The following is a 21,794-nucleotide window of genomic DNA, read 5'->3' on the forward strand; positions in this document are numbered from 1 at the left end:
TTGGCGGGAGGAATTATGGGAATGTTTGGTTATGGATTTATGGATGGCTTAAAAGTCGGAACTTTGTCCGCAATTGTTATTTCTACATTATTGTCAATCTTTACCGTCAAAGCAAAAAACTTGTTAAACTTTACCAATATATTATTTATTATAGCGACCGGCATTTTAGCTTTTTTTGGCGGCGCGTTCTTGGGACTTATTCTTCCCGCATATTTAACGACAAAATAGTTCCATATTCTACGGATACAATACTATATTTCAGCAATGCTTCCCGGTAGGCTTGCTAACAAAAGCATCTCTTTATTTAGCATTCCAAAAGTTGCCAACAAACCTTTCAGCATTTCCAGATTTTGGGGATGCATGAAACAGGTGCCAATATATAGTCTATTTGTTTGAGGATTATATGAAAAACGGTGTTTATCTTCTCTATTCGGAAGAGTTTCCGGAAAGGGTAGGATTCCTTCTATTGTTGTTTGTGCATGAAGTTCCAATCCTGCAGATATAATTAGAGCATTGGCTACATTAAAAGTACAAACAAAGCATGATAAACCGAAATCCCAATTTTCTGTTGTTCTAAGCTCCATCATGGGAACCTTGAGCAGAGCAGGAGAAACCATAAGAGTCTTTATCGTTGACTCAGGTCTTATCTGATCATATGGAACAAAAACACCCCTTCCTCTGTTGGCAAAACGTATACTTGCTGGATCTTTTACCAATTCTCCCAATTTAAATTGTTCTTCTTTTCCTTCCTCATCACGCCCCAAAATTTCATCTCTTGCATTTGGATTGTTTCTGTCTCCCCATCTTCCTATTGCTACAAGCGTATCAAATGAGGGAGCAGCTGACCTGATAAGTCTCATATCGACTAAAACAACTCCTCTTCTAAGCTGTCCTCTCACAACTGTGGTAGCTTGATATTTTGTTTGCCCCATAAGTCTTGGGAGATAGTCTCCTCTTCTTATTTTATTATCTATATTAGGCAGTGAGAGAGTCAATTTTAAACCACTATTTAAGCCAATATCCATTTTTTAATACATCCTTTTATAATAAATTAAACCAGAGTTTATTTAAATAATTCCTGTATATATATCGTTAAATTAAAGTGGAAAATTCACCCATACAGAAAATTGATATAGTAGAAGAAATTATGAGGGAAAAGGAGAGAAAGAAAGGTTGCGGGGGTGATGCCTATAAGCCAAATATATATAAATTTACCCATAACCCTCAAAAAGTTAGGTAAATTTGCTCCAAAACAGGCCACAGAAATGCGCCACAATGCATTTTTCTTAAAGGCCTTGGGTTCTGTGGCATACCCCTTTTTAAGGGTATATCATATTCTTACAATTGTTTCCTCTTTGGAAAACAAAGCTGTGAGAATTATTCCTGAAGATGCTAAATATCTGCTTTCAATTAAAGGAGTTTCGCCTTTTTATGCTGCAGCTTTCTTGGCTGAAATAGGTAGTATTGCTAATTTCTTAACACCAAAAAAACTAATCAAATATACAGGCTCAATATCTCCAGTCGCTCGCCACACGGGGGCGTGGATTGAAACAAAACTTTTGGAATTAGTACAAAAGATGCACATGGGTCGCTCCCCACACGGGAGCGTGAATTGAGATCGGGGTGTGGGGATTGAAGCTAAACTAAGTCTTCAGGATTTTTAATTGATACTTTACCTTTTACAAGCCGTAGCATTTCTTGATCTAAGCTTACAAGCAAAGATCCGTTTTCTTTGGCGGTTTGAATAATTAATGCGTCCATACCGCGAATACCTGTTGAAATGGCAAGATCGGCTGCCTCTTCGGATCTGAAACTAATCAATTCTTCGAAATTAATTGTATCAATTGATAAAAGTATAGACTTTATTTTTTGGGCAAGTTCCATTGAGTGAGTTCTGCGTTTTATAGCCGCAACAACTTCAACTAAAACGCTATAAGGCTCAATTGCTTCAAATTTGCCGCTAAAAACACCTTCTAAAATCTTTTTGCATATTACATGTTTTTCTTCGGTTTCTCTAAACGCGGCAACAAAAACAGAACTATCAAGTGTTAATAGAAGCATTTTATTTTTTCTCCCTTTGAGACTTTATCTCTTCAAGAGCTGAAATGCTGTCCCATTTTGGAGAAAGTTGCTTGATCGTTTTATTTAAATCATCCAAAGCTGTCTTATGCTTGCCATTTGGAGTAGGTTTAACCTCCATAACTATAACTCTCTTCAACACTGCAAGTTCATTTGTTATTTTTTCTAAACTTTGAAGTAAATCATGCTTTGTTTGAGTCATTGTCTAACGCCCCCTTGGTTAAATTCCTTTTTCTATATTGTATTATATCAATTAAGTTATGTTTTGTCGCTCCCCACACGGGAGCGTGGATTGAAACAAAATGAATATGTGGATTATGTTATAATTCTCAGGAAATATTTTAAGGGGAATGGGTTGTGTACAAAATTTTAAAAACGCACTGGAAAGCTCTGCTGGTTTTTATTCTATTATTTGTTTGTATTGTTGGGTTTCTTTATTATAATTCTAACAACCAAAGTCATAAAACAGGCTTGACATTACTGAAATTACTATTTATGAAGGGGATTGGGGCGATTATCGTTCTGCCCGTTTTGAATTGTGGTTTGTCCCTGATTCTGGCGCCCCTGAACGAAAATTGGTCGAAAAAAACTTTAAAATAGAAGGCTAGCAACAGTAGTTTAAAACTCTTTTAAGAAAAAAATGCAGTCCCCTTGGCTCCCTATATCCTGGGTTTACTTTAGAAATTTGGACAGAATCTGGAATTTTAAAAGAGCAAATACATCAAGCCGCTTCCCGCCAGCAAATTTCCAAATCTTTAGCAAATGGACCTTTTTGTAATTTGTTTAATGCCATTTTTATCCTAAGCCTTACCGATTGTGAGGTTTCTTTGCGATCTGCGGCTATTTCCTCTGAATTTTTTTCTTCATAAAAATAGGATGTTAAATCCGCCTTTTCCTTTTCCGTTAAAGTAAACCGAGATGCCCTATCAAAAATAAAGCTTACATAGTCTCGAATCTTTTCATCTTGAAATCTTTGCAAGAAAGGTGTTTTTCTTCCATGCAATATCTCCTCTTTCAAAAGGAGCCGTTGTTCTCGTGGATTGCTAAATAATTCTTCTATCAATGTTCTTGGTTGATTTAATTGTTCAAGTCTTGTGAGAAAATTATCCCGATCGATAAAACCGTTATACTTAAAAGCAGTCTCCAAAACGAAACGGCCATCGCTCATCTCATCCGGCGGAGATGCAAGTTGTTGTCCTGCAACAGATAGTCCGCTCTTATCATTTGTGTCAAACAATGATGTCTCTAGTATTTTAAAAAGATATGAGGCAACTTCCTCTGGCATAAACAGTATATCTGCTCTTCTCATAGCCTCTAATTCTTCGGAAATTTTAAGCTCGATGGCTTGAGCATCCCATTTTGGCGGCAGTCTGTGGGATTTTTTCAGCCGCAGGTATGCGGCTTTTCTGTTTACAAGCTCGGCAAGTTCTTCATATGAAGGCTTCCTGCCGTTTCGTGAAATGAAAGATTCTTGTAAACTAAAAATAGTGCGGCAAAACTCAGATTCACGATCTGAGATTGAAATGTTGCTCCTCCGTTTTATCACCTTTTTTGCGTAATGCCTAAATGAGATCGTTAAATATGTCCCAAAAAAGGCTTTGGATTCATTATCAGGGTTAAACCGTCCCAATACATAAAAAAACCAATCTTTAAGATCAGCTAAGATTATGTCTTTTTTTAAAAAAGGGATTATTCCGCATATCCTTTTTGTCCAGTTAAATAGAAATGGCTTGTAACATTTTAAGAGCAGGAGAAATGCTTCTTCATTGCCAGATTTTGATAGTTTTACAAGTAAGGTGATGCTTTCATTTTTTGTTTCTTTATCAAAAGGCGGTTCTCCTCTCGCGATCTTTGCCTTGATCTCTTCATATTGTAATTGTTCAGTATCTATTGGGGAAAAACAGATAATTGCTGGCTGTTTTAGAGAGAAAGTTTTTTCATTGGCGACTCTATATGAACCCTCTCTATCCTGTAGATATAATGTTTTTTGAGGGATTAAAACATTTTCTGTTCTGATAAAAAGTTCTATTTTTAATGTTCCCTTGCTTGTATCATGAGAAAAAACAGATAAATATTCTTGAGAAGATAAAAAACCTGTTGTATTTCCAAACCTGCCCCAGTAGATTGATCCGCTTCTATTAGAAAAAACTCTTGCTTGTCGTTGTTCAAATTGATTATTCTGGCGAATCCAGGCAAGAATAATACCGGTAACAAAAGTCCTTGCTTCTTTTCCTTCTTTTAGATTTAGATTATGCCGAAATAAAGCTATAGATGGTACACTCATTATATATATTTCGTAAAAGTGCAATAAAAATTTCGCTATTCATTCTTTTTGCCTGTCATGAAAAAAATCTCCCTGCAAACTTTTATTTCAAACGAGAAAAGCTACAGGATCATATGGATATATCTTGTGTCAAATAATCGTAAATTGTAGTAGAATAACTTCGTTCGCAAGGAGGGATAAATAATGTTTAAAAATTTAATAGATTTTGGGTATAAAAGATCAGCTCTTCAGGCTTTGGGTTTTTATTTGGCATATTTTTTTCTTCTCCTTATGATTATATCCCTCGTAGGAGCAGTTATGGGACTGTTTGGTTATGGATTTATGGAAGGATTGAAAATGGGGGCTTTATTCGCAATTGTTATTTCAATATTATTATCAATACTTATTGTCACAGCAAAAAACTTGTTAAACTTTATGTACATATTTCTCATTATAGTAGCCGGCATGTTAGCTTTTTTGGGTGGCGCACTATTGGGGCTTATTATCCCTGCATATTTAACTACAAAATAGCTAAAAACCTGTTTTTGTGTGTTATAGAAACGGATTGTGTTATAATTTCCGCAAATTAGTTGATGGGAGATGATGTGTATAAAAACTTCGAATAAGTTATTTTCTGTTTTTATTTGTCTGCTCGGCCTTTTTTCTTTTTTTATTTATGGTTGTTCGCAAAGTAGCTCATCTTCAGGTGGGAGTGGAACGCAACAATCAACGGATGTGGGTGCGATAAAAGGTTATGTAAAAGAAATTCTAACAAACAATCCTATAGAAGGAGCCGTCGTTTCAATAGAAGGGAACAGTATTTCTGCTACAACCGATTCATTGGGATATTTTATAATGCAATCTGTTCCGGCAGGGACTGAAAAACTTTTAATCTCGGCAGATAATTATGAATCTTCGTTTGAATCATTTGTGGTTACAAAAGATCAAACTTTAGAAGTCTCTTTTTACTTAATCCCATATTATCCTGTAACAACAGCTGTTCCATCAATGATTTTTACCTGGGAGACTTCTACTTATGGGCCGTTATTATTTACTTCAACTACGACAGGTGATATTTATGGCTGTGCCCCCTTTGCTATAACCGAAGAAAGCGGAACTTTAAATCAAGAGATGGCAATATTTTTTATGAATAGGTATAGAGAACCTATATATGCCCCTTTTGATGGGGTTATAACTTATTTTGTAACATGGGAAAACTTTGAAAATGCCGAATCTGCCGGAAATGGCGGTGAAGTTTGGATAAGGTACGGGAAAAATTATGCCATAGGTTATAGGCATATTGTTACTACCGGTGTTAATTTAACCGTTGGACAAAAAGTATCTTCTGGAGATGTTGTCGGATATTTAGCTGATAAACAAATAAGTGTTCCTCTTGGAGCTTTCCATGAATTTGCTTTTGGAGGCAAAGAAGGAGCCGATTATTATTTTTATAAGCCTTATGATTATTATGATGAGGCATCAAAATCAATTCTTCTTGACATCTGGAACGGGTCTTATATAAAAACAGACTACGGATACAATACTGTGACAACTCCCTGGGGCGACGTTGATAAATTTACTTCTTCCGGCGCAAACCAGGAAATACCCACAAAAGGTAGGATTTAGTTCTGTTTGCATTAAAACCTCTGGAGAATCAAAAGCCTGTATGAACCCCTGATTATTCACCCCGATTAGGAAATTGGGGTTCATACCTGGGGAAAGTTTCAACACTCTGCTAGAATTCTGTTCATCTATGAATAATTGTGGTGAAATTTTCTAGAATAGATACGATAATAAATTATAGCAAAAAAACAATAAGATAAAAAAATTGCATGGAATTTTATATTCATTATTTTATTTTGAAAAATATTACTAAAAAACATTGTTTGTAAAAATTATTTGGAGGTAAAACATAATGATAACAGCAAATCCCATTGGATTGATACTTACAGGAACTTGTAGAGGCAGTATAAATACTTTGAGCTATGGCATCGCTAAGTTGCGTAGATTAGTAGAAAACGAGACATCACTTCTTAGCGCTGAACATTTCATAGAATTGTCGAAGCTTATTAATTCTTTAAAAACAGTGGAGCGCAAACTGGTTGATTTTTTTGTTTCAGCGTCAGTTCCTGCGATAATTACTGGAGTAATAGATTCTGAGAATTTTTCTAAGATATTAGAATATGCCGGAGATAAAATTGGAGAAATGATTATTAAAAAAATTACCGCGGAAGTAAAAATAATATGTGATTACGATCTGCTAAGTAAAGCATATGAGTTTTCCGTTGGTCAGAAAGAATTTGATGATACTTTACTTGATGCTGTTATTGAAAGAGCGAAAGAGCTTTTTGTTTTTCAAAATCTAGATTCTAAAGAAGATACTTCTTTATTTAAAGCTGTTATTGATGACTATATGCAGGAATTAGATATAGAGGGAAAATCAATAGAAGAACTTGAATTTAGTGACCCCAGTCTACTTTTAGATGAAGTATCAGGGTATTCAACACAAGCTCTTTTAAAAACATTGGTAGCTAAATTCCCTAAGTTAGATTTTTTTTCTGATAACTAAGCTATCTAGCTTTCGCAACTACCCATCTTTATGAAAGACTCCTTTTTTCCCTAATAGATTTAGGTGAATTTTTAAAAAAGTTATATCCTTATTATGTTATAATTACAACAAATACCGACAAAAGGAGTCATATAATCTATGCCAAAAAAATATAATGTTTGCGTATTGGGTGCCACCGGAATGGTCGGTCGCGAAATGATGAAAGTCCTTGAACAGAGAGATTTTCCTGTTGCAAAATTTCTCCCCCTCGCATCAGAACGTACAGCCGGACAAAAAGTTCCTTTCAAAGGAAAAGAGTATACCGTTGAAGAAGCAAAACCTTCGTCTTTTGAAGGGATTGATATCGGCCTCTTTTCCGCGGGAGCAAAAATTTCTGCAAAGTTTGCGCCGGAAGCAGCAAAAAGAAAATGTATTGTCATTGATAATACAAGCCACTTCAGAATGGATCCCAAAGTTCCCCTTGTAGTTCCCGAAGTTAATCCCGAAGCGCTAAAAACACATAAAGGGATAATCGCAAACCCGAACTGCTCAACCGCCCAAATGGTTTTGGCTTTGAAACCGATCTATGATGCGGTTGGAATTGAGCGGCTTGTCATTTCAACATATCAATCTACTTCCGGCTGGGGTAAAGAGGCGATTGCTGAAATGTATGAACAGACAAAAGCTTTGATTGAAAATCCAAAGGCTAAAATTGTTCCCAAATATATATTTAAACAGATAGCTTTTAATGTTGTTCCTCAAATTGACTCCTTTGTCGATAACGGTTATACAAAAGAAGAGATGAAGATGATAAATGAAACCAGAAAGATTTTTGGCGATCCCGATATCCAAATTACCGCAACTTGCGTTAGGGTTCCTGTTGCAATAGGCCATTCCGAATCGGTAAACATAAAAACTAAAAAGAAAATTTCCGTAGAAGCGGTAAGGAAACTCCTTTCTGCGTTTCCGACCGTTAAAATTGTTGATAATCCGGAAAAAGGAGAATATCCAACCCCGATAGATTGTGTCGGGATTGACGATACATTGGTTGGCCGCATAAGAGAAGATATCTCTCAAAAAAATGGAATTGAGATGTGGATCGTTTCAGACAACCTCCGCAGGGGAGCAGCATTAAATGCTGTATTCATCGCGGAACAGATGATTTCTGATGGATTAATTTGAATGTGTTATAATCTGCAGAATGGTTGACAAAAACCATCAGATAAAATATTACGAAGACCTGTTAGAAAGACACGGTGATACGTTTCTCTCTTTGGACTGGAATAGCCAGGATAGCCAGAAATTAAGATTTAAGATTTTTGCTGATTTAGTGAAAATGTTTGACAACAATAAAATTTCGGTGCTTGATGTGGGCTGCGGGTTCGGTGATTTTTATGCCTATTTTGAAAGACAGAATTATAAATTTTCTTATATGGGCTATGATGTTTCCCCTAAAATATTAAGCATTGCCAAAAAAAAATATCCCAAAGCATCTTTTGAACTTTATAACATCATGGAAGATAAAAATTTTAAAAAATATGACTTTGTCTTTTGTAGTGGAGCTTTAAATATCTGTTTTGACAGCAGAGAGGAACATTTAAAAATCATACATTCTATGTTGATTAGAATGTATGAATTGTGTAATATAGCAGTTGGTGTAAATTTTTTATCCTCCCAAGCATTGTATTATGTAAAAGAGGAAGATTTAATTAATAAACAATACTTTTACACTAAAGTCGAGGATGTTTTGCCTTGTGTTCGAAGTTTAACAGGAAGGTATGTTGTTCGGCATGATTATCATCCTGGCGATTTTACAATATATTTAATGAAAAGGAGTTAACTTTACCCTATCCATGAAAGGGAGAGGGGAGATCAATTTGCCTATGCAAATTGGTATGTGAGGATATGTCAAATCCGTTTAATAGATTAATAATACCTATTTTACTGCTTTTTGCTATTATTTGCGGTGGTGTTTTTGGCTATGTTTCCATTGAAAAATGGACTCCTCTTGATTCTTTATACATGGTGGTCATTACACTTTCTACCGTAGGTTTTCGTGAAGTATACGCTTTAAGCCAAGCCGGAAAAATTTTAACAATGTGTATGATTATAGGTGGCGTAGGTGTTATGGGGTATTCTATCGGCCAAATTGGGCAAATTATCATTGAGGGGGAATTATTAGGTTATAGAAGGAGGAGAAGAATGGAAAGAAAGATCAAAGAGATGAAAAATCATTATATTATTTGCGGGTATGGGCGGGTGGGGCATGAAGTAGTAAAGGAGTTAAATGTTTTTAAAATTCCCTACGTCATAATAGATGAAAAACAAGAAACGGCAAGAGAGCTAAGCGGGGATGGCGTTCCTTTTATCGTCGGGAATATAACCTCTGATGAAAATCTTGAAATTGCAGGGATAAAAACTGCCAAAGGGCTTATTGCGGCTGCTGATTCTGATACTGATAATGTTTTTGTAACAATTTCTGCAAGAGTTTTAAATCCGAATATTTATATAGTTGCAAGATCGGGAGCGTCTGAAATAGAGGCAAAACTGCTACGTGCAGGCGCGAACAGAGTTTTATCTCCCTATTTGATTGCAGGCAAAAAAATGGCCGATATGGTTTTGCGACCGGTAGCTACCGATTTTATCGACAAAGCGTTAGATGGTGATCATTTAAAATTTGAAGTAAGAGAGTTATATGTTTATGATAAGAGTGGGGTGGCGGGAAAAAATATAGGAGAATCACAATTGAGGAAGAGGACGGGAGCTCATATTGCTGCAATAAAACGGCCAAATGGATCTTTTATTTTACAACCTGTTGCTGAATCAAAACTTGAAGTTGGTGATATTCTGGTGGCATTTGGTTCTCCGAAACAACTTGATACGCTGCAGGATCTCGTGAAATGATCAACCGCTGACTAGTTTCTTTTTGACCTTATCTTCGACTGCTGATTGTAGTCTGTGGTCTGTTTTAGTGTATAATAGTAACTGAGGGAAAAATGTTTGATGGAATAAAAACAATTTTTAACCGTGATCCTGCTGCAGCAAATATATTTGAAGTTTTGTTGTATCAAGGTTTATGGGCGATGGTGTTTCATCGCATAGCCCATTTTTTGTATTCACTTAAAATCCCTGTTATTCCAAGGTTTATTTCCCAAATTTCAAGATTACTTACTTTAATAGAGATACATCCAGGAGCTAAAATCGGAAAAAGATTTTTTATTGATCATGGAAATGGAGTCGTAATAGGAGAAACAGCGGTTATCGGGGATGACGTAACAATATATCAGGGAGTTACATTGGGAGGAACAGGTAAAGAAAAAGGAAAGAGGCATCCTACTATTGGAAATGGGGTTGTAATTGGCGCTTCCGCCATAATTTTAGGGAATATTATTATAGCTGACAATTCAAGAGTTGGCGCCGGAGCTGTTGTTACAAAAAGTGTTCCACAAAATTCAACCATAGTTGGGAATCCTGCCCGTGTCATTGTCCGCGAAGGAAAAAGGATTGAAACTTTGGCTCATGCCGATCTTCCTGATATAGTTGGTGACCTTGAAAAAAGAATTAAAAAGATAGAGGATAAAATTGGCTCTTAAGATTTATAATGATTTAACCCATTCATCGCAAGAGTTTGAAGCTTTAAATCCGCAAAAAATAAGAATGTATGTTTGCGGTATTACCCCTTATGATGAAACTCATCTTGGACATGCTCGAGTCTATGTCGTTTTTGATGTTGTAAGAAGGTATTTTGAATATTTAGGATATGAAGTTGATTATGTTCAAAATTTTACCGATATTGATGACAAAATAATTAAAAAATCCGAAAGCCTAAACCCTAAATCCGAGAATAAAACAATACAGGAAAAATGCAAAGAAATTACTGAAAGGCACATCGATTCTTACTTTGATATTATGGACATCTTAAATGTTAAACGTGCGACTGTTTATCCTAAAGCGACAGAACATATACAGGAAATGATTGACTGGATAAAAGGGCTTATTAAAAAAGGGTACGCATATGTGGTAGATAATGATGTCTATTTTGAAGTTTCAAAATTTGAAGATTACGGAAAACTTTCGAAACGTAAATTAAAAGATATGAAAGCAGGCGTAAGAGTTGAAATTGACGCCCGCAAAAAAGATCCACTTGATTTTGCTTTATGGAAAGGGGCTAAAGAAGGAGAACCATCTTGGACTTCGCCGTGGGGAAAGGGAAGACCTGGTTGGCATATTGAATGTTCTGTAATGTCAACCAAATATTTGGGAGATCAATTTGATATTCATGGTGGCGGACTTGATTTAACTTTTCCTCATCATGAGAATGAAATTGCTCAAACAGAAGCATTGACCAATAAAAAACCGTATGTTAAATATTGGATGCATAATGGGTTTGTAAATATCAATCAACAAAAAATGTCAAAATCACTTGGCAATTTCTTTTCAATGAAAGATATTCTTAATAAATATGATCCTATGGTTATTCGTCTTTTTTTACTCATGACTCATTACAGGAGCCCGATTAATTTTTCTGATGAACAGTTAAATGAAACAAAATCCGCTTATGAAAAAATAATAAAAACTGTTGCCGGTTTAGATTTTTTAATCAATAAAGTTCGCGAGCCTGAAGATGAGCTTGAAGTTGCAGAAACGGAAGATGAACTAGCAATTTTTAAAAATAAATTTATTGCAGCAATGGACGATGATTTTAATACAGCGCAGGCAATAGGCACAGCTTTTGAATTTATTCACTTCATAAACGGTCATATAAAAAAAGATAAAATTGATACGGAATCCTTAAAAAAATACAAAAACCTTTTGTTTGAATTTTTCAATACTTTGGGCATATTGCTTATTAATAAAACATTTCAAGACCCTGATGTTGAAGATATAGAAATACTCATCAATCAGCGTAATGAAGCGCGAAAAATGAAAAATTTTGCTTTGGCCGATGAAATTAGAAATATGCTTTCTGCTCGTGGTATAGTTATAGAAGATACCTCATATGGAAGCAAATGGACTAAAGGTAGTTAATAAACCATAACTTATATGAAAATTATAATTGCCGCGGGCGGGACAGGAGGACATATATATCCAGGAATAGCAATTGCGGAAGAATTATCAAAAAGGGATCAAAAATCTGATCCTTTACAATCCAACAATATTTTATTTCTAACAAGTAGAGATGGTTTAGGCAGAAAAATAATTACTAAAGAAGGGTTCCCCTGTAAAACAATATGGGCAAGAGGACTTAAAAGAAAGATTTCTTATCAATCCGTTTCTGCGGTGTTTATTGTTCTGATAGGCTTTTTTCAAGCTCTTTATCATCTCATCAAATTTAAACCGGATATTGTCTTTTTAACAGGAGGATATTTAAGTTTTCCTGTGGCATTTGCGGCCAAAGTACTTAAAATAAAAACTATTTTGCATGAACAAAACGTCTTGCCGGGATTTGTAAGCCGCGTATTGTCAAGGTTTGTAGATGCAACAATTCTTTCTTTTGAAGAGTCCTTAAAATTTATTTTTGGGAAGGTATTAGGCAATCCGGTTAGGCGGAGAATAAAAAATATACAGATGGAACATACAAACAAAAAAAAGAAAATCCTAATAATGGGGGGGAGTCAGGGAGCGCTTGTTTTAAATAAAACAATCATTAAAAATATTGATAGATTTAAAAAAGAAAATGTAGAAATAATACATTTAGTTGGGGATAGAGATTTTACTCCTTTAATTGAAAAGCAAGACCTCACTCCTTTTCCGTTTTATCATCCGCTCCCTTATATGTATAATATAGAAGAAGGGCTTTCGGGTTGCGATTTGGTTATAAGTCGTGCTGGAGCAACTGCAATTGCCGAATTCTTAATTCTTGGGATTCCTTCAATCTTGATCCCTTTTCCTTATTCAGCCGAAGGACATCAGGATTTAAATGCCAGGATTGTGGAAGAAAAAGGCGCGGGCATTTTGATTTTTGAGAAAGACATCGGAAAATTGTTTAATGTTATTGACGAATTAATACATAATGAAAAAAAATTAAATGCAATGTCTGATAATGCATTGAAATTTGCGAAAAAGACGGCGGCAGAGGAGATAGTTGATCTAATTTATGAAATTAACTGATATAGACAGATGTAAAAAAATCTTTCTTATAGGTATTGGGGGTTGTGGCGTATCTGCAATCGCGAAAATTCTTCATCAGATGGGATTTGAAGTATTTGGTTCCGACGCCAAAGAATCAAGCAATACTATCCGTTTAAGAGATCTTGGAATTAAAGTTTTTATTGAACACAATACGAGCAATATCCGCGCAGCTGATTTAGTTGTATATTCTTCGGCTATATCGCCAGATAATGTAGAATTTGCGGAAGCAAAATCAAACGGAATTCCGATAATCAGAAGGGCAGAAATGCTTTCATGGATTATGAGTAAATTTAAATTTAGCATTGCCCTTGCCGGAACACATGGAAAAACAACCACTACTTCAATGATATCAAAAATATTTCTTGAAGGAGGGCTTGACCCTACTTATTTAATTGGCGGGGAAACAGACTATGTTGATGGGAATGCAAGATTGGGGAAAGGTTTGTATTGTATAGCGGAAGCCGATGAAAGTGATGGATCTTTTTTGGAACTTAATCCTAATATTACTGTTTTAACTAATATGGAACCTGACCATATGGAATATTTCGGTGATATCGAAAACTTAAAAAAAGTTTTTAATGAATTTATTAATAAAACAGATCCTAGTGGTTTACTGGTTGTTGGCACTGATTGCCTTGAATTAAAGGCTCTTACGGATAAAACCCAGTTAAAAAAGATTACTTATGGGATAAAAGACAATCCCGATATTTATGCCAGAAATATTGCATTTGAAGAAGGAGGATCAACTTTTGAAGTTGTATATAAAGATAAACCTTTAGGGCATGTACGGCTGCCTATTCCGGGTGAGCAGAATATTACAAATTCTCTTGGCGCAATTGTTGTTTCTTATGAAGCGGGTATTCCCTTTTCATCTATTGCATCAACTTTGCATTCGTTCTCTAACGCTAAAAGACGCTTTCAAATTGTCGGAGAAGTTGATGGTATTGTAATTGTAGATGATTATGCTCATCATCCAACCGAGATAAAGGCAACTATTGCAGCGGCAAAAAAATGCTGGAAAGGCAAGAGAATTATTTCAGTATTTCAACCGCATCGATATACAAGGACATTAAATCTTTTTAAAGAATTCGGCGAAGCTTTTTTAAATGCGGACATAGTTATTTTAACTGATATTTATAGCGCAGGAGAACAAAAGATAAAAGAAGTAAGTGGAAAACTTATTTTTGATGAAGTGAAGAATCATCAGGAAGTTTCTTATATTGCCAGAAAAGAAGAGATACCGGAAAAACTTATAAAAGAATTAAAAAAAGGCGATATGGTTTTGATAATGGGAGCCGGAGATATAAATACTATTGCCAAAGAAATTATTTCCAGATTAAAAATAAGAGCCGAGTCATGAAATTTAAAAGAAACGAACTCCTTTCAAAACATACAACTTTTCGTGTAGGTGGTTATGCAAAATATTTTTGTACGGTTAAAAGACTAAAAGATATACAGTATGTTTTTAAATTTGCTCAAAAAGAAAGACTTAAAGTTTTTATTTTAGGTTGCGGATCAAATGTTTTGTTTTCGAATAAGCGTTTTGATGGAATTATCGTAAAGCTTGAATCAAAAGGTATCCAAATAAAAGGACGTTCTCTTATTGTTGAGGCAGGCACAAAATTAACTGCTTTGCTTAACTTTTCCGTGGAAAATAATCTAGCAGGGTTTGAGTTTTTATCGGGAATCCCGGGAACAATTGGTGGCGCTCTTTATATGAACGCAGGTCAATTAAATAAAACCATAGGAAACCTTGTAAAGAGGGTTTGGGTTGTTGATAGTGATGGCAAAGAATTTATTTTAGCAAGAAAAAAATGTGGCTTTTCTTATCGTGGCAGTCTTTTTCAGGAAAAAAACTGGATTATTACAAAAGCAGAATTCATTTTTAAAAAAGGAAATTCTGCGAAAATTAAAGAAAAAATCAAAAAAATACTTAAAGACAAACTTAAAAAACAACCGTATGATTTGCCATCCGCGGGATCTTTTTTTAAAAATCCCAAAGGAGACTTTGCTGCAAGACTTATTGAATCTGCTGGATGTAAGGGAGCAAGAGTTGGAGATGCGCAAGTCTCCTTAAAGCATTCTAATTTTATTGTTAATTTAGGCAATGCCTCTTTTAATGATGTTGAAAAATTGTCAAGATATGTAGTAAAAAAAGTTAAAGAAAAGTTTAAGATTTTTTTAGAGCCCGAAGTTAAATTTATCGACTGATGAATAAATTTATGATAAAATTTCTTTATGGTATCACAAGAAAAAATAAATGAGATTGAATCAAAAGCCAATCTTCTTCGTCAGCATATCATAGAAATGATATGTTTGGCTGCTTCCGGTCATCCCGGAGGATCACTTTCTGCCGCAGACATTGTTGCAACACTTTATTTTTACAAATTAAATCATAAGCCAAAAGAACCAAATTGGCCTGACAGGGATCGATTTGTTATGTCAAAAGGGCACGCGTCTCCTGTGTTATATGCAGCGCTTGCAGAAGCCGGTTATTTTCCTAAAAAATATCTAAAAACACTTCGTCAAATAGGAAGCTCTTTGCAGGGACATATCGATATGCTCTCTCTTCCTGGAATCGAAATGTCGACAGGTTCTTTGGGACAGGGGCTCTCTGCCGCAAATGGGATGGCACTAGCAGGAAGGCTAGATAAGAAAAATTATCGTGTTTATTGTTTGATGGGGGATGGGGAATGTCAGGAGGGACAGGTTTGGGAAGCGGCTATGACAGCAGGACATTACAAACTAGATAATGTTACTGCGATTGTTGACCATAACGAACATCAAATAGACGGGAAAGTTTCCGACATAAAATGTATCCAGCCGCTGGATGATAAATTCAAAGCATTTAAATGGAATGTCATTCGATGTGATGGGCACTCCATAAAATCTATTATTGAAGCTTTTGAAAAAGCTGAAAAAAACAAGGGGAAACCCTCTGTTGTAATCGCGGATACGGTCAAAGGGAAAGGGGTCTCATTTATGGAAGAGAAGCCCCTTGATTACCACGGAAAGGCTCCCACAGAACAAGAAAAGGAGATAGCATTGCAGCAGCTTTGCAAAATAGTTTTACATGACAAGTGATAAAAAATTAGAAGCGACACGTGACGCATATGGAAAGGCGCTTGTAGAGCTTGGCAAAAAAAACAAAGATGTAGTTGTACTTGATGCCGATCTTGCCGTATCTACAAAAACAGCTCTTTTTAGGAAAGAGTTTCCTGACAGGTTTTTTGATATCGGTATAGCTGAGCAAGATATGATCGGCACTGCGGCAGGCCTTGCAGCTTCCGGCAAAATTGCTTTTGCTTCCACTTTTGCCGTCTTCGGTTCGGGTCGCACCTGGGATCAAATAAGGATGTCGTGTGCCTATACCAGACTAAATGTTAAAATAGTTGTTACGCATGGAGGGATTACAACGGGAGAAGACGGCGCCTCCCATCAGGCAAATGAGGATATTGCTATTATACGGGCAATTCCCAACATGACTGTGATTGTTCCTGCAGATGCAGTTGAAGCAAAAAAAACAATAATGGCAGTATCCAAATTCACAGGACCTGTATATGTCAGACTATCAAGACTTGCAACCCCGATTGTTTATGCAAATGAAGAATATAAATTTAAAATAGGGAAAGGGGTTATTATGCGCAAAGGTAGTGATGTGACTATTTTTGCATGTGGCATTATGGTTTCAATGGCTCTTGATGCGGCATACGAACTTGAAAAGGAAAATATCAGCGCGGAGATTATAAATATTCACACAATAAAGCCGTTGGACAAAAATATTGTAATTAAAAGCGCTCAAAAAACAGGTGCAGTAGTAACGGCTGAAGAACATTCTATCATCGGAGGATTGGGGAGCGCTGTTTCTGAAATTCTTTCAGAAAATCATCCTGTTCCGGTAAAAAGAGTAGGAATAAAAGATACATTTGGAGAATCCGGAAAACCACACGAGCTTCTTGTCAAATACGGGCTAACTACTCAAGATATAATAAAAGCGGCAAAGAGTGTAATATCAAGGAAATTATAATGTCCAAAAGACCTTCATGGGATGACTATTTCATGAAAATTACACAGGATGTGTCGACCCGTGCAACTTGTGTAAAGAGAAAAGTTGGAGCTATTATAGTAAAAGAAAACAGAATTTTAGCTACAGGTTATAATGGCGCGCCAAAAGATTTTTCCCACTGCACAAGTTCAACTTGCATTCGCAAAAAATTAAAAGTACCATCGGGCCAAAGACATGAATTATGCAGGGGTCTGCACGCGGAGCAAAACGCCATTATCCAGGCGTCTGTTTATGGAGTAAAAATAGAAGGAGGAATTCTTTATTGCACATATCAGCCGTGCGTAATTTGTGTAAAGATGATGATAAACGCTGGTATAATACGGCTTGTTTATTCCGGAGGATATCCTGATAAGCTAGCTTTGCAAATGTTAAAAGAATCAAAAATAAAAACAATCCAGATTAGTTAAGTAACTTGTCAGTTTTTTGAAATAAACTCCGATTATGATAGTTGGGGTTTGTTTTGAACGTTTGCAACATTACTTGGTTAATTGTTGTTATGTTTTCCGCTTTTTGTTACAATTTGTTACTATCTCTAGATTGAATTTTTATAGATGGAAGGTGTAATAATGAGAGTAGGATATTTGGGACCTGAAGGAACTTTTTCTGAAGAAGCCGGCAAAATTTACCAGAAGAAAATTGTTAGCGATATAAAATTAGTTCCTTTTAATACAATTCATGATCTTCTCTTGGCTGCCGATAAAAAAAGAATCGATTCTGCCATTGTACCGATTGAAAATTCAATCGATGGCACAATTGGTATTGTAACCGATATGCTTGCAAAAGAAGTTAATTTGAAAATTAGTCAGGAAATTATTCTTCCCGTTTATCATTATTTACTTGCTCAAAAGGGAATCCGTATGGATGAAATTACGGATATTATTTCACACCCTCAACCTATTGAACAATGCAAAAACTTTTTAAGAAAGAATCTTCCAAAAGCTAAACTTCACCTGGCTTATTCCACTTCTGAAGCGGCAAGACAAGTAGCTTTATCTCTTGGAGAAAAAGTTATATCCCATGGCAAAATAAAAGGGAATATATTTGCTGCAATTGGAAACATTGCTGCCTCAAAACTTTATGGACTAACAATTGTTGCAAGAAAAATAAATGCGAAGGACAATCAAACACGTTTTGTTGTCTTGACCAAGAAAGACTCTAAAGAATCAGGAAAAGATAAAACATCTATTGTATTTTCTTTGCCAAAAGATACCCCCGGAGGTTTACATGATGTCCTTTTGGAATTTGCCTGTCGCAATATAAATCTTACAAAAATAGAATCACGGCCTTCAAAAAAAGCCCTTGGAGATTACTATTTCTTTCTTGATTTTCAAGGCCATCATAATGATAAAGAGATAAAAAGAGCTTTATCAATGGTAAAATCAAAAGTTGCGTTTTATAAAATGTTAGGTTCTTATCCTTGTGCTAACATCAAGAACTAACAAGGGGAGGGAAAAAGTGGAGACTGAACTTAAGTCTGACTCGAGTTTATTTAAAGGCTTGTTATTAGGAGGTTTAGTCGGTATTGCTTTGGGAGTTTTATTTGCTCCTTTGGTCGGCGAAGATTTGAAACAAAAATTGAAAGAAAAACTTAAAAATTTTAATATTGATGAATTGGGAGATGCGTTTGCCTACGCTTTTGAAAAAGGCAAAGAAGAATCTGAAAGCGTTGCAAAACAAATGAAGGAGGAGCGTATGTGATAGAAATTTACCTTAAAAATATTTTACTGGGGGCGCTTATAATTTTAGTTATAGTTTTTATATTTGCTGTTATTCAAATTGTTTTTATCTTATTTGATCTTAGAAAAATTGTCAGTGAAGCAAAGAAATTGATAAAAGATTTGGAAAAGAGGATAAAAGCTATTAGTTCTGTTTTGGATATAGCTACTTTAATTTTAGGAGGCCTTGAAGAGGTAAAAAGCAGACTTATCTGTGGGGTTATGTCAAAGACGAATTTTGCTGCTTTAATTGCCGGATTAAAAAAGGGATTTTCCGTTTTTACTGGAGGTGATAAGAAATGAAGAGGGTTTTAAGAAAGATTTTTGGATGGGGTATTATCGGTTTTATTTTAGGGCTGGCATTCGCACCTCAAAAAGGAGAAGAGACAAGAAAACAAATAAAAGAAGCTATAGAAAAAGGGAAAGAAAAATTTGAGGAGATAAAAGGAAATAAAAATTGTTGCAAGGAAGAAGAGAAAAAATAAATATTTCAAAAAAAATATTTATCGCAATTTTATTTTTAGTTTCTATATGTTCATGGGCTTTTGCTGAAACAAAAGTTGCCAATGATCCTACTCGTATTAGTGTTGGGGCAAGATCTCTGGGGATGGGTAAAACATTTGTCGGAATATCCGACGATATATCATCTGTTTTTATAAATCCGGCAGGGCTTTCAAATATTGACCCCTGGCAGTTTACAAGTATGGCAGGGAAATTCATAAATGAGATTAATTATGTAAATTTAGGATATGCATATCCCTTTTCAAAAGGGACTTTAGCAATTGCTTATGTTAGCAGCAACCTTGGTTTTTTATCTCCTTCTCCGACTATTGATACGGTTGATGGCATAAGGATTATACCTTCTACTACGGAAGGGGTAAGCTACAATTATGATAATAATGCCTTATTAATTGCCTGTGGAGTTAAACTTAAAGATTTTCTAAATTTTAGCATACTGAAAAATATCTCTTTAGGAACTACGATTAAACTGTTTTCACAATCGCTTGCAGGTCCTGATATTTCAAATGGGTCTGCCAGGGGAAAAGATCTAGATGTCGGTTTATTATTTGAACCTTCTTCTTTTTTGCGTTTGGGTTTTGCGGGACATAACGTTTTGCCTTTTGATATGGGAGGGAAAATGGTGTGGGGGAGTGGAGTAGAAGAATCACTTCCTTCTACTTTAACATTTGGAAGCAGCTTTAATTTGCTGGGAGAAAAAGGCCTTACAAAACTTGGAAGTAATGATTTGTTAATAGGTTTGGATTATGATATTAGTTCTGGATCTAACACTCTGCCGGGTCTTTTACATTTTGGGATTCAATGGTCTCCGGTAGAAATTCTTGATCTTAGAATGGGCCTTGATCAGGATTTACTAGGGACAAGTAATGGATTAGAAACATATAATAATTTTACTGCTGGGGTCGGTTTTTTACTTAATGGATATCGTTTTGATTATGCATATCACCAGTATTGTTCTGTAAGTGACAATGATACCCACTATTTTTCTATTTCTTATGGATTATGGAAAACAAAACCTGAACCTGAAAAGCAATTTGATCTTCTTTTCCCTGAAGATAATATAATCTCATATGAAGACAGTACAAAAATCACAGGAGTAATTCACAACAAAAAAGTAAAACAAATTGTCATAAATGAGATAGATGTTCCTATCAAAGAGTTAAGCTTTGAGGCGACCTTTTCTTTAGAGCTTGGCAAAAACAGTTTTCTTGTTTTAGCATTGGATGAAAAAGGAAAAATCATAGAAAAAGAAAAAATAAGAATTTTAAGATTCCTGACTTTTAAGGATATTCCTAATGATTATTGGGCAAAATCATCAATAGATCAGATGGCAACATTAGATATTGTAACAGGATACCCCGATGAAACATTTAGACCGGAGAACAGAGTTTCCAGGGCTGAATTTGCAACATTGCTTTTCAAAGTAAAAGGATTGCAAGGAAAAGAGTTTGCAGATTATCCTTATTTCAACGATGTTCCTTCTGATTACTGGGCAATCGAGCCAATAAAAACAATTGCAAAAACAGGTGATATGACAGGATATCCGGATGGAACTTTTAGGCCTATGCAAAGTATAACAAGAATTGAAGGAATAGCAGCAATCGCCAGGTTTGGAAAGCTTTATCTTGATCAACCCATCTATGAAGTCCCATTTATTGATATAAATGGCCGTAATTGGGCAATTAAAGAGATAAATGCCGCAAAAGCTGCGGGTTATTTGAAGTTTTTAGATAAAAAGCTTGAACCCAAAAAAGCTTTAACGAGGGCTGAAGTAGTTGAAATTTTATCTCATACGAAATTTATATCAAAAAAAACAGAGGATTTAATGAATTGGGAAAAATAACTAATTCCCTGTCTGCCGGCAGGCAATTTCCTTTTGTCCAATTAACGCCAATTATTAACCCCGCTTATGATAATCGGGGTTAATTTCTGGTTTTACCGTGAATAATCGGGGTTAATGTAATATAATATAAAAATGAAAGAACATATAGGAAAATTGGTCTTAGATTCTGTTTTAAAGGTGTTTCCGAATGTGGGACTTCCGCGAATAGAAATATCTGTGCCGCAGGAAAGGTACGGTGATTTTTCGACAAATGTAGCGTTACTTCTTGTCGCTACTTTAAAGAACCCCCCCTATGAAATAGCAAAGGTTATTGCAAAAGAGTTGGAAACTTCAGCAAATATTTTTGAAAAAGTTGAGGCTACAAAAAATGGGTTCGTTAATTTTACTTTGAGTTTGAAGTTTTTACAGGATTTTGTGAAAGAGATAATTTTAAAAGATAAAGAATATGGGAAAGTCAATATAGGGAATGGGCAGAAAGTTTTGATAGAATTTGTTTCCGCGAATCCTACAGGGCCTCTGCATGTTGGACATGGAAGATGGTCTGTTATCGGGGATGATATTGCGAGCCTTTTGTCTGCTGTTGGTTACAAAATCGAGAGAGAATTTTATGTTAATGATGTTGGCAATCA

27 protein-coding genes are annotated in these 21,794 nt (G+C 35.4%); 23 read left to right on the forward strand and 4 right to left on the reverse strand.

Annotation, left to right across the window (positions count from 1 at the left end):
- Positions 1 to 228 carry a hypothetical protein gene (locus A2290_07500; GenBank protein ID OGC13137.1) on the forward strand — a complete coding sequence of 76 codons (228 nt, stop codon included), beginning with the start codon at positions 1 to 3 and terminating at the stop codon, positions 226 to 228.
- 23 nt (positions 229 to 251) lie between these two features.
- On the opposite strand, the gene A2290_07505 is transcribed toward A2290_07500, so the two are convergent.
- Positions 252 to 1,025: a hypothetical protein gene (locus A2290_07505; protein OGC13138.1), complete on the reverse strand. Its 774-nt coding sequence runs from the start codon at positions 1,023 to 1,025 to the stop codon at positions 252 to 254.
- Between the two features lie 159 nt (positions 1,026 to 1,184).
- Here A2290_07505 and A2290_07510 point away from each other — a divergent pair, with 159 nt between their 5' ends.
- A complete protein-coding gene (locus A2290_07510; GenBank protein OGC13139.1) occupies positions 1,185 to 1,616 on the forward strand; it encodes a hypothetical protein in 432 nt (143 codons plus the stop codon).
- Positions 1,617 to 1,638: 22 nt separating this feature from the next.
- On the opposite strand, the gene A2290_07515 is transcribed toward A2290_07510, so the two are convergent.
- Both A2290_07515 and A2290_07520 read right to left on the reverse strand, forming a co-directional pair.
- Positions 1,639 to 2,061 (reverse strand): hypothetical protein, encoded by a 423-nt coding sequence (locus tag A2290_07515; GenBank protein ID OGC13140.1) that lies wholly within the window; start codon positions 2,059 to 2,061, stop codon positions 1,639 to 1,641.
- A 1-nt stretch (position 2,062) separates the two neighbouring features.
- A complete protein-coding gene (locus A2290_07520; protein ID OGC13141.1) occupies positions 2,063 to 2,281 on the reverse strand; it encodes a hypothetical protein in 219 nt (72 codons plus the stop codon).
- A 155-nt stretch (positions 2,282 to 2,436) separates the two neighbouring features.
- Between A2290_07520 and A2290_07525 the strand changes: the two genes are divergently transcribed.
- Positions 2,437 to 2,679, forward strand: coding sequence for a hypothetical protein (locus A2290_07525; protein OGC13142.1), 243 nt, complete (start codon positions 2,437 to 2,439; stop codon positions 2,677 to 2,679).
- 121 nt (positions 2,680 to 2,800) lie between these two features.
- Here the strand turns inward: A2290_07525 and A2290_07530 are convergent, their stop codons facing one another.
- Positions 2,801 to 4,363: a hypothetical protein gene (locus tag A2290_07530; GenBank protein OGC13143.1), complete on the reverse strand. Its 1,563-nt coding sequence runs from the start codon at positions 4,361 to 4,363 to the stop codon at positions 2,801 to 2,803.
- A gap of 183 nt (positions 4,364 to 4,546) precedes the next feature.
- On the opposite strand from A2290_07530, the gene A2290_07535 reads away from it, so the two are divergent.
- The 20 genes from A2290_07535 to A2290_07630 all read left to right on the forward strand — a co-directional run.
- Complete coding sequence (locus A2290_07535) at positions 4,547 to 4,873, forward strand: hypothetical protein (GenBank protein ID OGC13144.1); 327 nt, start codon at positions 4,547 to 4,549, stop codon at positions 4,871 to 4,873.
- A 72-nt stretch (positions 4,874 to 4,945) separates the two neighbouring features.
- Positions 4,946 to 5,968: a hypothetical protein gene (locus A2290_07540; GenBank protein OGC13145.1), complete on the forward strand. Its 1,023-nt coding sequence runs from the start codon at positions 4,946 to 4,948 to the stop codon at positions 5,966 to 5,968.
- 289 nt (positions 5,969 to 6,257) lie between these two features.
- The gene (locus A2290_07545; protein ID OGC13146.1) at positions 6,258 to 6,911 is read left to right on the forward strand and encodes a hypothetical protein; all 654 of its coding nucleotides are present in this window, start codon (positions 6,258 to 6,260) and stop codon (positions 6,909 to 6,911) included.
- A 138-nt stretch (positions 6,912 to 7,049) separates the two neighbouring features.
- The gene (locus A2290_07550; GenBank protein ID OGC13147.1) at positions 7,050 to 8,072 is read left to right on the forward strand and encodes an aspartate-semialdehyde dehydrogenase; all 1,023 of its coding nucleotides are present in this window, start codon (positions 7,050 to 7,052) and stop codon (positions 8,070 to 8,072) included.
- Positions 8,073 to 8,091: 19 nt separating this feature from the next.
- Entirely contained in the window at positions 8,092 to 8,730 is a 639-nt protein-coding gene (locus A2290_07555; protein ID OGC13148.1) for a hypothetical protein, read from the forward strand.
- Between the two features lie 65 nt (positions 8,731 to 8,795).
- Positions 8,796 to 9,794 (forward strand): hypothetical protein, encoded by a 999-nt coding sequence (locus A2290_07560; protein OGC13149.1) that lies wholly within the window; start codon positions 8,796 to 8,798, stop codon positions 9,792 to 9,794.
- A 92-nt stretch (positions 9,795 to 9,886) separates the two neighbouring features.
- Entirely contained in the window at positions 9,887 to 10,483 is a 597-nt protein-coding gene (locus A2290_07565; GenBank protein OGC13150.1) for a serine O-acetyltransferase, read from the forward strand.
- Positions 10,473 to 11,918, forward strand: coding sequence for a cysteine--tRNA ligase (locus tag A2290_07570; protein OGC13151.1), 1,446 nt, complete (start codon positions 10,473 to 10,475; stop codon positions 11,916 to 11,918). The genes A2290_07565 and A2290_07570 overlap by 11 nt, the downstream gene beginning before the upstream one ends.
- 15 nt (positions 11,919 to 11,933) lie before the next feature.
- Entirely contained in the window at positions 11,934 to 13,001 is a 1,068-nt protein-coding gene (locus A2290_07575) for an undecaprenyldiphospho-muramoylpentapeptide beta-N-acetylglucosaminyltransferase (GenBank protein OGC13152.1), read from the forward strand.
- The gene (locus A2290_07580) at positions 12,988 to 14,382 is read left to right on the forward strand and encodes a UDP-N-acetylmuramate--L-alanine ligase (GenBank protein OGC13153.1); all 1,395 of its coding nucleotides are present in this window, start codon (positions 12,988 to 12,990) and stop codon (positions 14,380 to 14,382) included. The genes A2290_07575 and A2290_07580 overlap by 14 nt, the downstream gene beginning before the upstream one ends.
- Positions 14,379 to 15,233 carry a UDP-N-acetylenolpyruvoylglucosamine reductase gene (locus A2290_07585; protein OGC13154.1) on the forward strand — a complete coding sequence of 285 codons (855 nt, stop codon included), beginning with the start codon at positions 14,379 to 14,381 and terminating at the stop codon, positions 15,231 to 15,233. Before A2290_07580 ends, A2290_07585 begins: the two co-directional genes overlap by 4 nt.
- A 27-nt stretch (positions 15,234 to 15,260) precedes the next feature.
- Positions 15,261 to 16,106 carry a transketolase gene (locus tag A2290_07590; protein OGC13155.1) on the forward strand — a complete coding sequence of 282 codons (846 nt, stop codon included), beginning with the start codon at positions 15,261 to 15,263 and terminating at the stop codon, positions 16,104 to 16,106.
- Entirely contained in the window at positions 16,096 to 17,049 is a 954-nt protein-coding gene (locus A2290_07595; GenBank protein ID OGC13156.1) for a transketolase, read from the forward strand. The genes A2290_07590 and A2290_07595 overlap by 11 nt, the downstream gene beginning before the upstream one ends.
- Positions 17,049 to 17,495, forward strand: coding sequence for a cytidine deaminase (locus tag A2290_07600; GenBank protein ID OGC13157.1), 447 nt, complete (start codon positions 17,049 to 17,051; stop codon positions 17,493 to 17,495). The genes A2290_07595 and A2290_07600 overlap by 1 nt, the downstream gene beginning before the upstream one ends.
- A 159-nt stretch (positions 17,496 to 17,654) precedes the next feature.
- The gene (locus A2290_07605; protein OGC13158.1) at positions 17,655 to 18,527 is read left to right on the forward strand and encodes a hypothetical protein; all 873 of its coding nucleotides are present in this window, start codon (positions 17,655 to 17,657) and stop codon (positions 18,525 to 18,527) included.
- Between the two features lie 16 nt (positions 18,528 to 18,543).
- The gene (locus A2290_07610; protein ID OGC13159.1) at positions 18,544 to 18,786 is read left to right on the forward strand and encodes a hypothetical protein; all 243 of its coding nucleotides are present in this window, start codon (positions 18,544 to 18,546) and stop codon (positions 18,784 to 18,786) included.
- Positions 18,783 to 19,106, forward strand: coding sequence for a hypothetical protein (locus A2290_07615; protein OGC13160.1), 324 nt, complete (start codon positions 18,783 to 18,785; stop codon positions 19,104 to 19,106). Before A2290_07610 ends, A2290_07615 begins: the two co-directional genes overlap by 4 nt.
- Positions 19,103 to 19,288, forward strand: coding sequence for a hypothetical protein (locus tag A2290_07620; protein OGC13161.1), 186 nt, complete (start codon positions 19,103 to 19,105; stop codon positions 19,286 to 19,288). The genes A2290_07615 and A2290_07620 overlap by 4 nt, the downstream gene beginning before the upstream one ends.
- Complete coding sequence (locus A2290_07625) at positions 19,264 to 21,165, forward strand: hypothetical protein (GenBank protein OGC13162.1); 1,902 nt, start codon at positions 19,264 to 19,266, stop codon at positions 21,163 to 21,165. Before A2290_07620 ends, A2290_07625 begins: the two co-directional genes overlap by 25 nt.
- 132 nt (positions 21,166 to 21,297) lie before the next feature.
- Positions 21,298 to 21,794: arginine--tRNA ligase (locus tag A2290_07630; protein ID OGC13163.1), on the forward strand; the 497-nt coding region annotated here is incomplete at its 3' end.

The organism is candidate division WOR-1 bacterium RIFOXYB2_FULL_36_35 (genome assembly GCA_001771505.1).
Lineage (GTDB): Bacteria > Margulisbacteria > WOR-1 > XYC2-FULL-46-14 > XYC2-FULL-37-10 > XYB2-FULL-36-35.

Coding starts and splice junctions, on each gene's coding strand:
- A2290_07605 (OGC13158.1), top strand. CDS start 17,655: ATGAGAGTAGGATATTTGGGACCTGAAGGAACTTTTTCTGAAGAAGCC.
- A2290_07550 (OGC13147.1), top strand. CDS start 7,050: ATGCCAAAAAAATATAATGTTTGCGTATTGGGTGCCACCGGAATGGTC.
- A2290_07590 (OGC13155.1), top strand. CDS start 15,261: ATGGTATCACAAGAAAAAATAAATGAGATTGAATCAAAAGCCAATCTT.
- A2290_07505 (OGC13138.1), bottom strand. CDS start 1,025: ATGGATATTGGCTTAAATAGTGGTTTAAAATTGACTCTCTCACTGCCT.
- A2290_07535 (OGC13144.1), top strand. CDS start 4,547: ATGTTTAAAAATTTAATAGATTTTGGGTATAAAAGATCAGCTCTTCAG.
- A2290_07530 (OGC13143.1), bottom strand. CDS start 4,363: ATGAGTGTACCATCTATAGCTTTATTTCGGCATAATCTAAATCTAAAA.
- A2290_07540 (OGC13145.1), top strand. CDS start 4,946: ATGTGTATAAAAACTTCGAATAAGTTATTTTCTGTTTTTATTTGTCTG.
- A2290_07565 (OGC13150.1), top strand. CDS start 9,887: ATGTTTGATGGAATAAAAACAATTTTTAACCGTGATCCTGCTGCAGCA.
- A2290_07555 (OGC13148.1), top strand. CDS start 8,092: ATGGTTGACAAAAACCATCAGATAAAATATTACGAAGACCTGTTAGAA.
- A2290_07545 (OGC13146.1), top strand. CDS start 6,258: ATGATAACAGCAAATCCCATTGGATTGATACTTACAGGAACTTGTAGA.
- A2290_07585 (OGC13154.1), top strand. CDS start 14,379: ATGAAATTTAAAAGAAACGAACTCCTTTCAAAACATACAACTTTTCGT.
- A2290_07595 (OGC13156.1), top strand. CDS start 16,096: ATGACAAGTGATAAAAAATTAGAAGCGACACGTGACGCATATGGAAAG.
- A2290_07510 (OGC13139.1), top strand. CDS start 1,185: ATGCCTATAAGCCAAATATATATAAATTTACCCATAACCCTCAAAAAG.
- A2290_07620 (OGC13161.1), top strand. CDS start 19,103: ATGAAGAGGGTTTTAAGAAAGATTTTTGGATGGGGTATTATCGGTTTT.
- A2290_07575 (OGC13152.1), top strand. CDS start 11,934: ATGAAAATTATAATTGCCGCGGGCGGGACAGGAGGACATATATATCCA.
- A2290_07580 (OGC13153.1), top strand. CDS start 12,988: ATGAAATTAACTGATATAGACAGATGTAAAAAAATCTTTCTTATAGGT.
- A2290_07560 (OGC13149.1), top strand. CDS start 8,796: ATGTCAAATCCGTTTAATAGATTAATAATACCTATTTTACTGCTTTTT.
- A2290_07520 (OGC13141.1), bottom strand. CDS start 2,281: ATGACTCAAACAAAGCATGATTTACTTCAAAGTTTAGAAAAAATAACA.
- A2290_07515 (OGC13140.1), bottom strand. CDS start 2,061: ATGCTTCTATTAACACTTGATAGTTCTGTTTTTGTTGCCGCGTTTAGA.
- A2290_07600 (OGC13157.1), top strand. CDS start 17,049: ATGTCCAAAAGACCTTCATGGGATGACTATTTCATGAAAATTACACAG.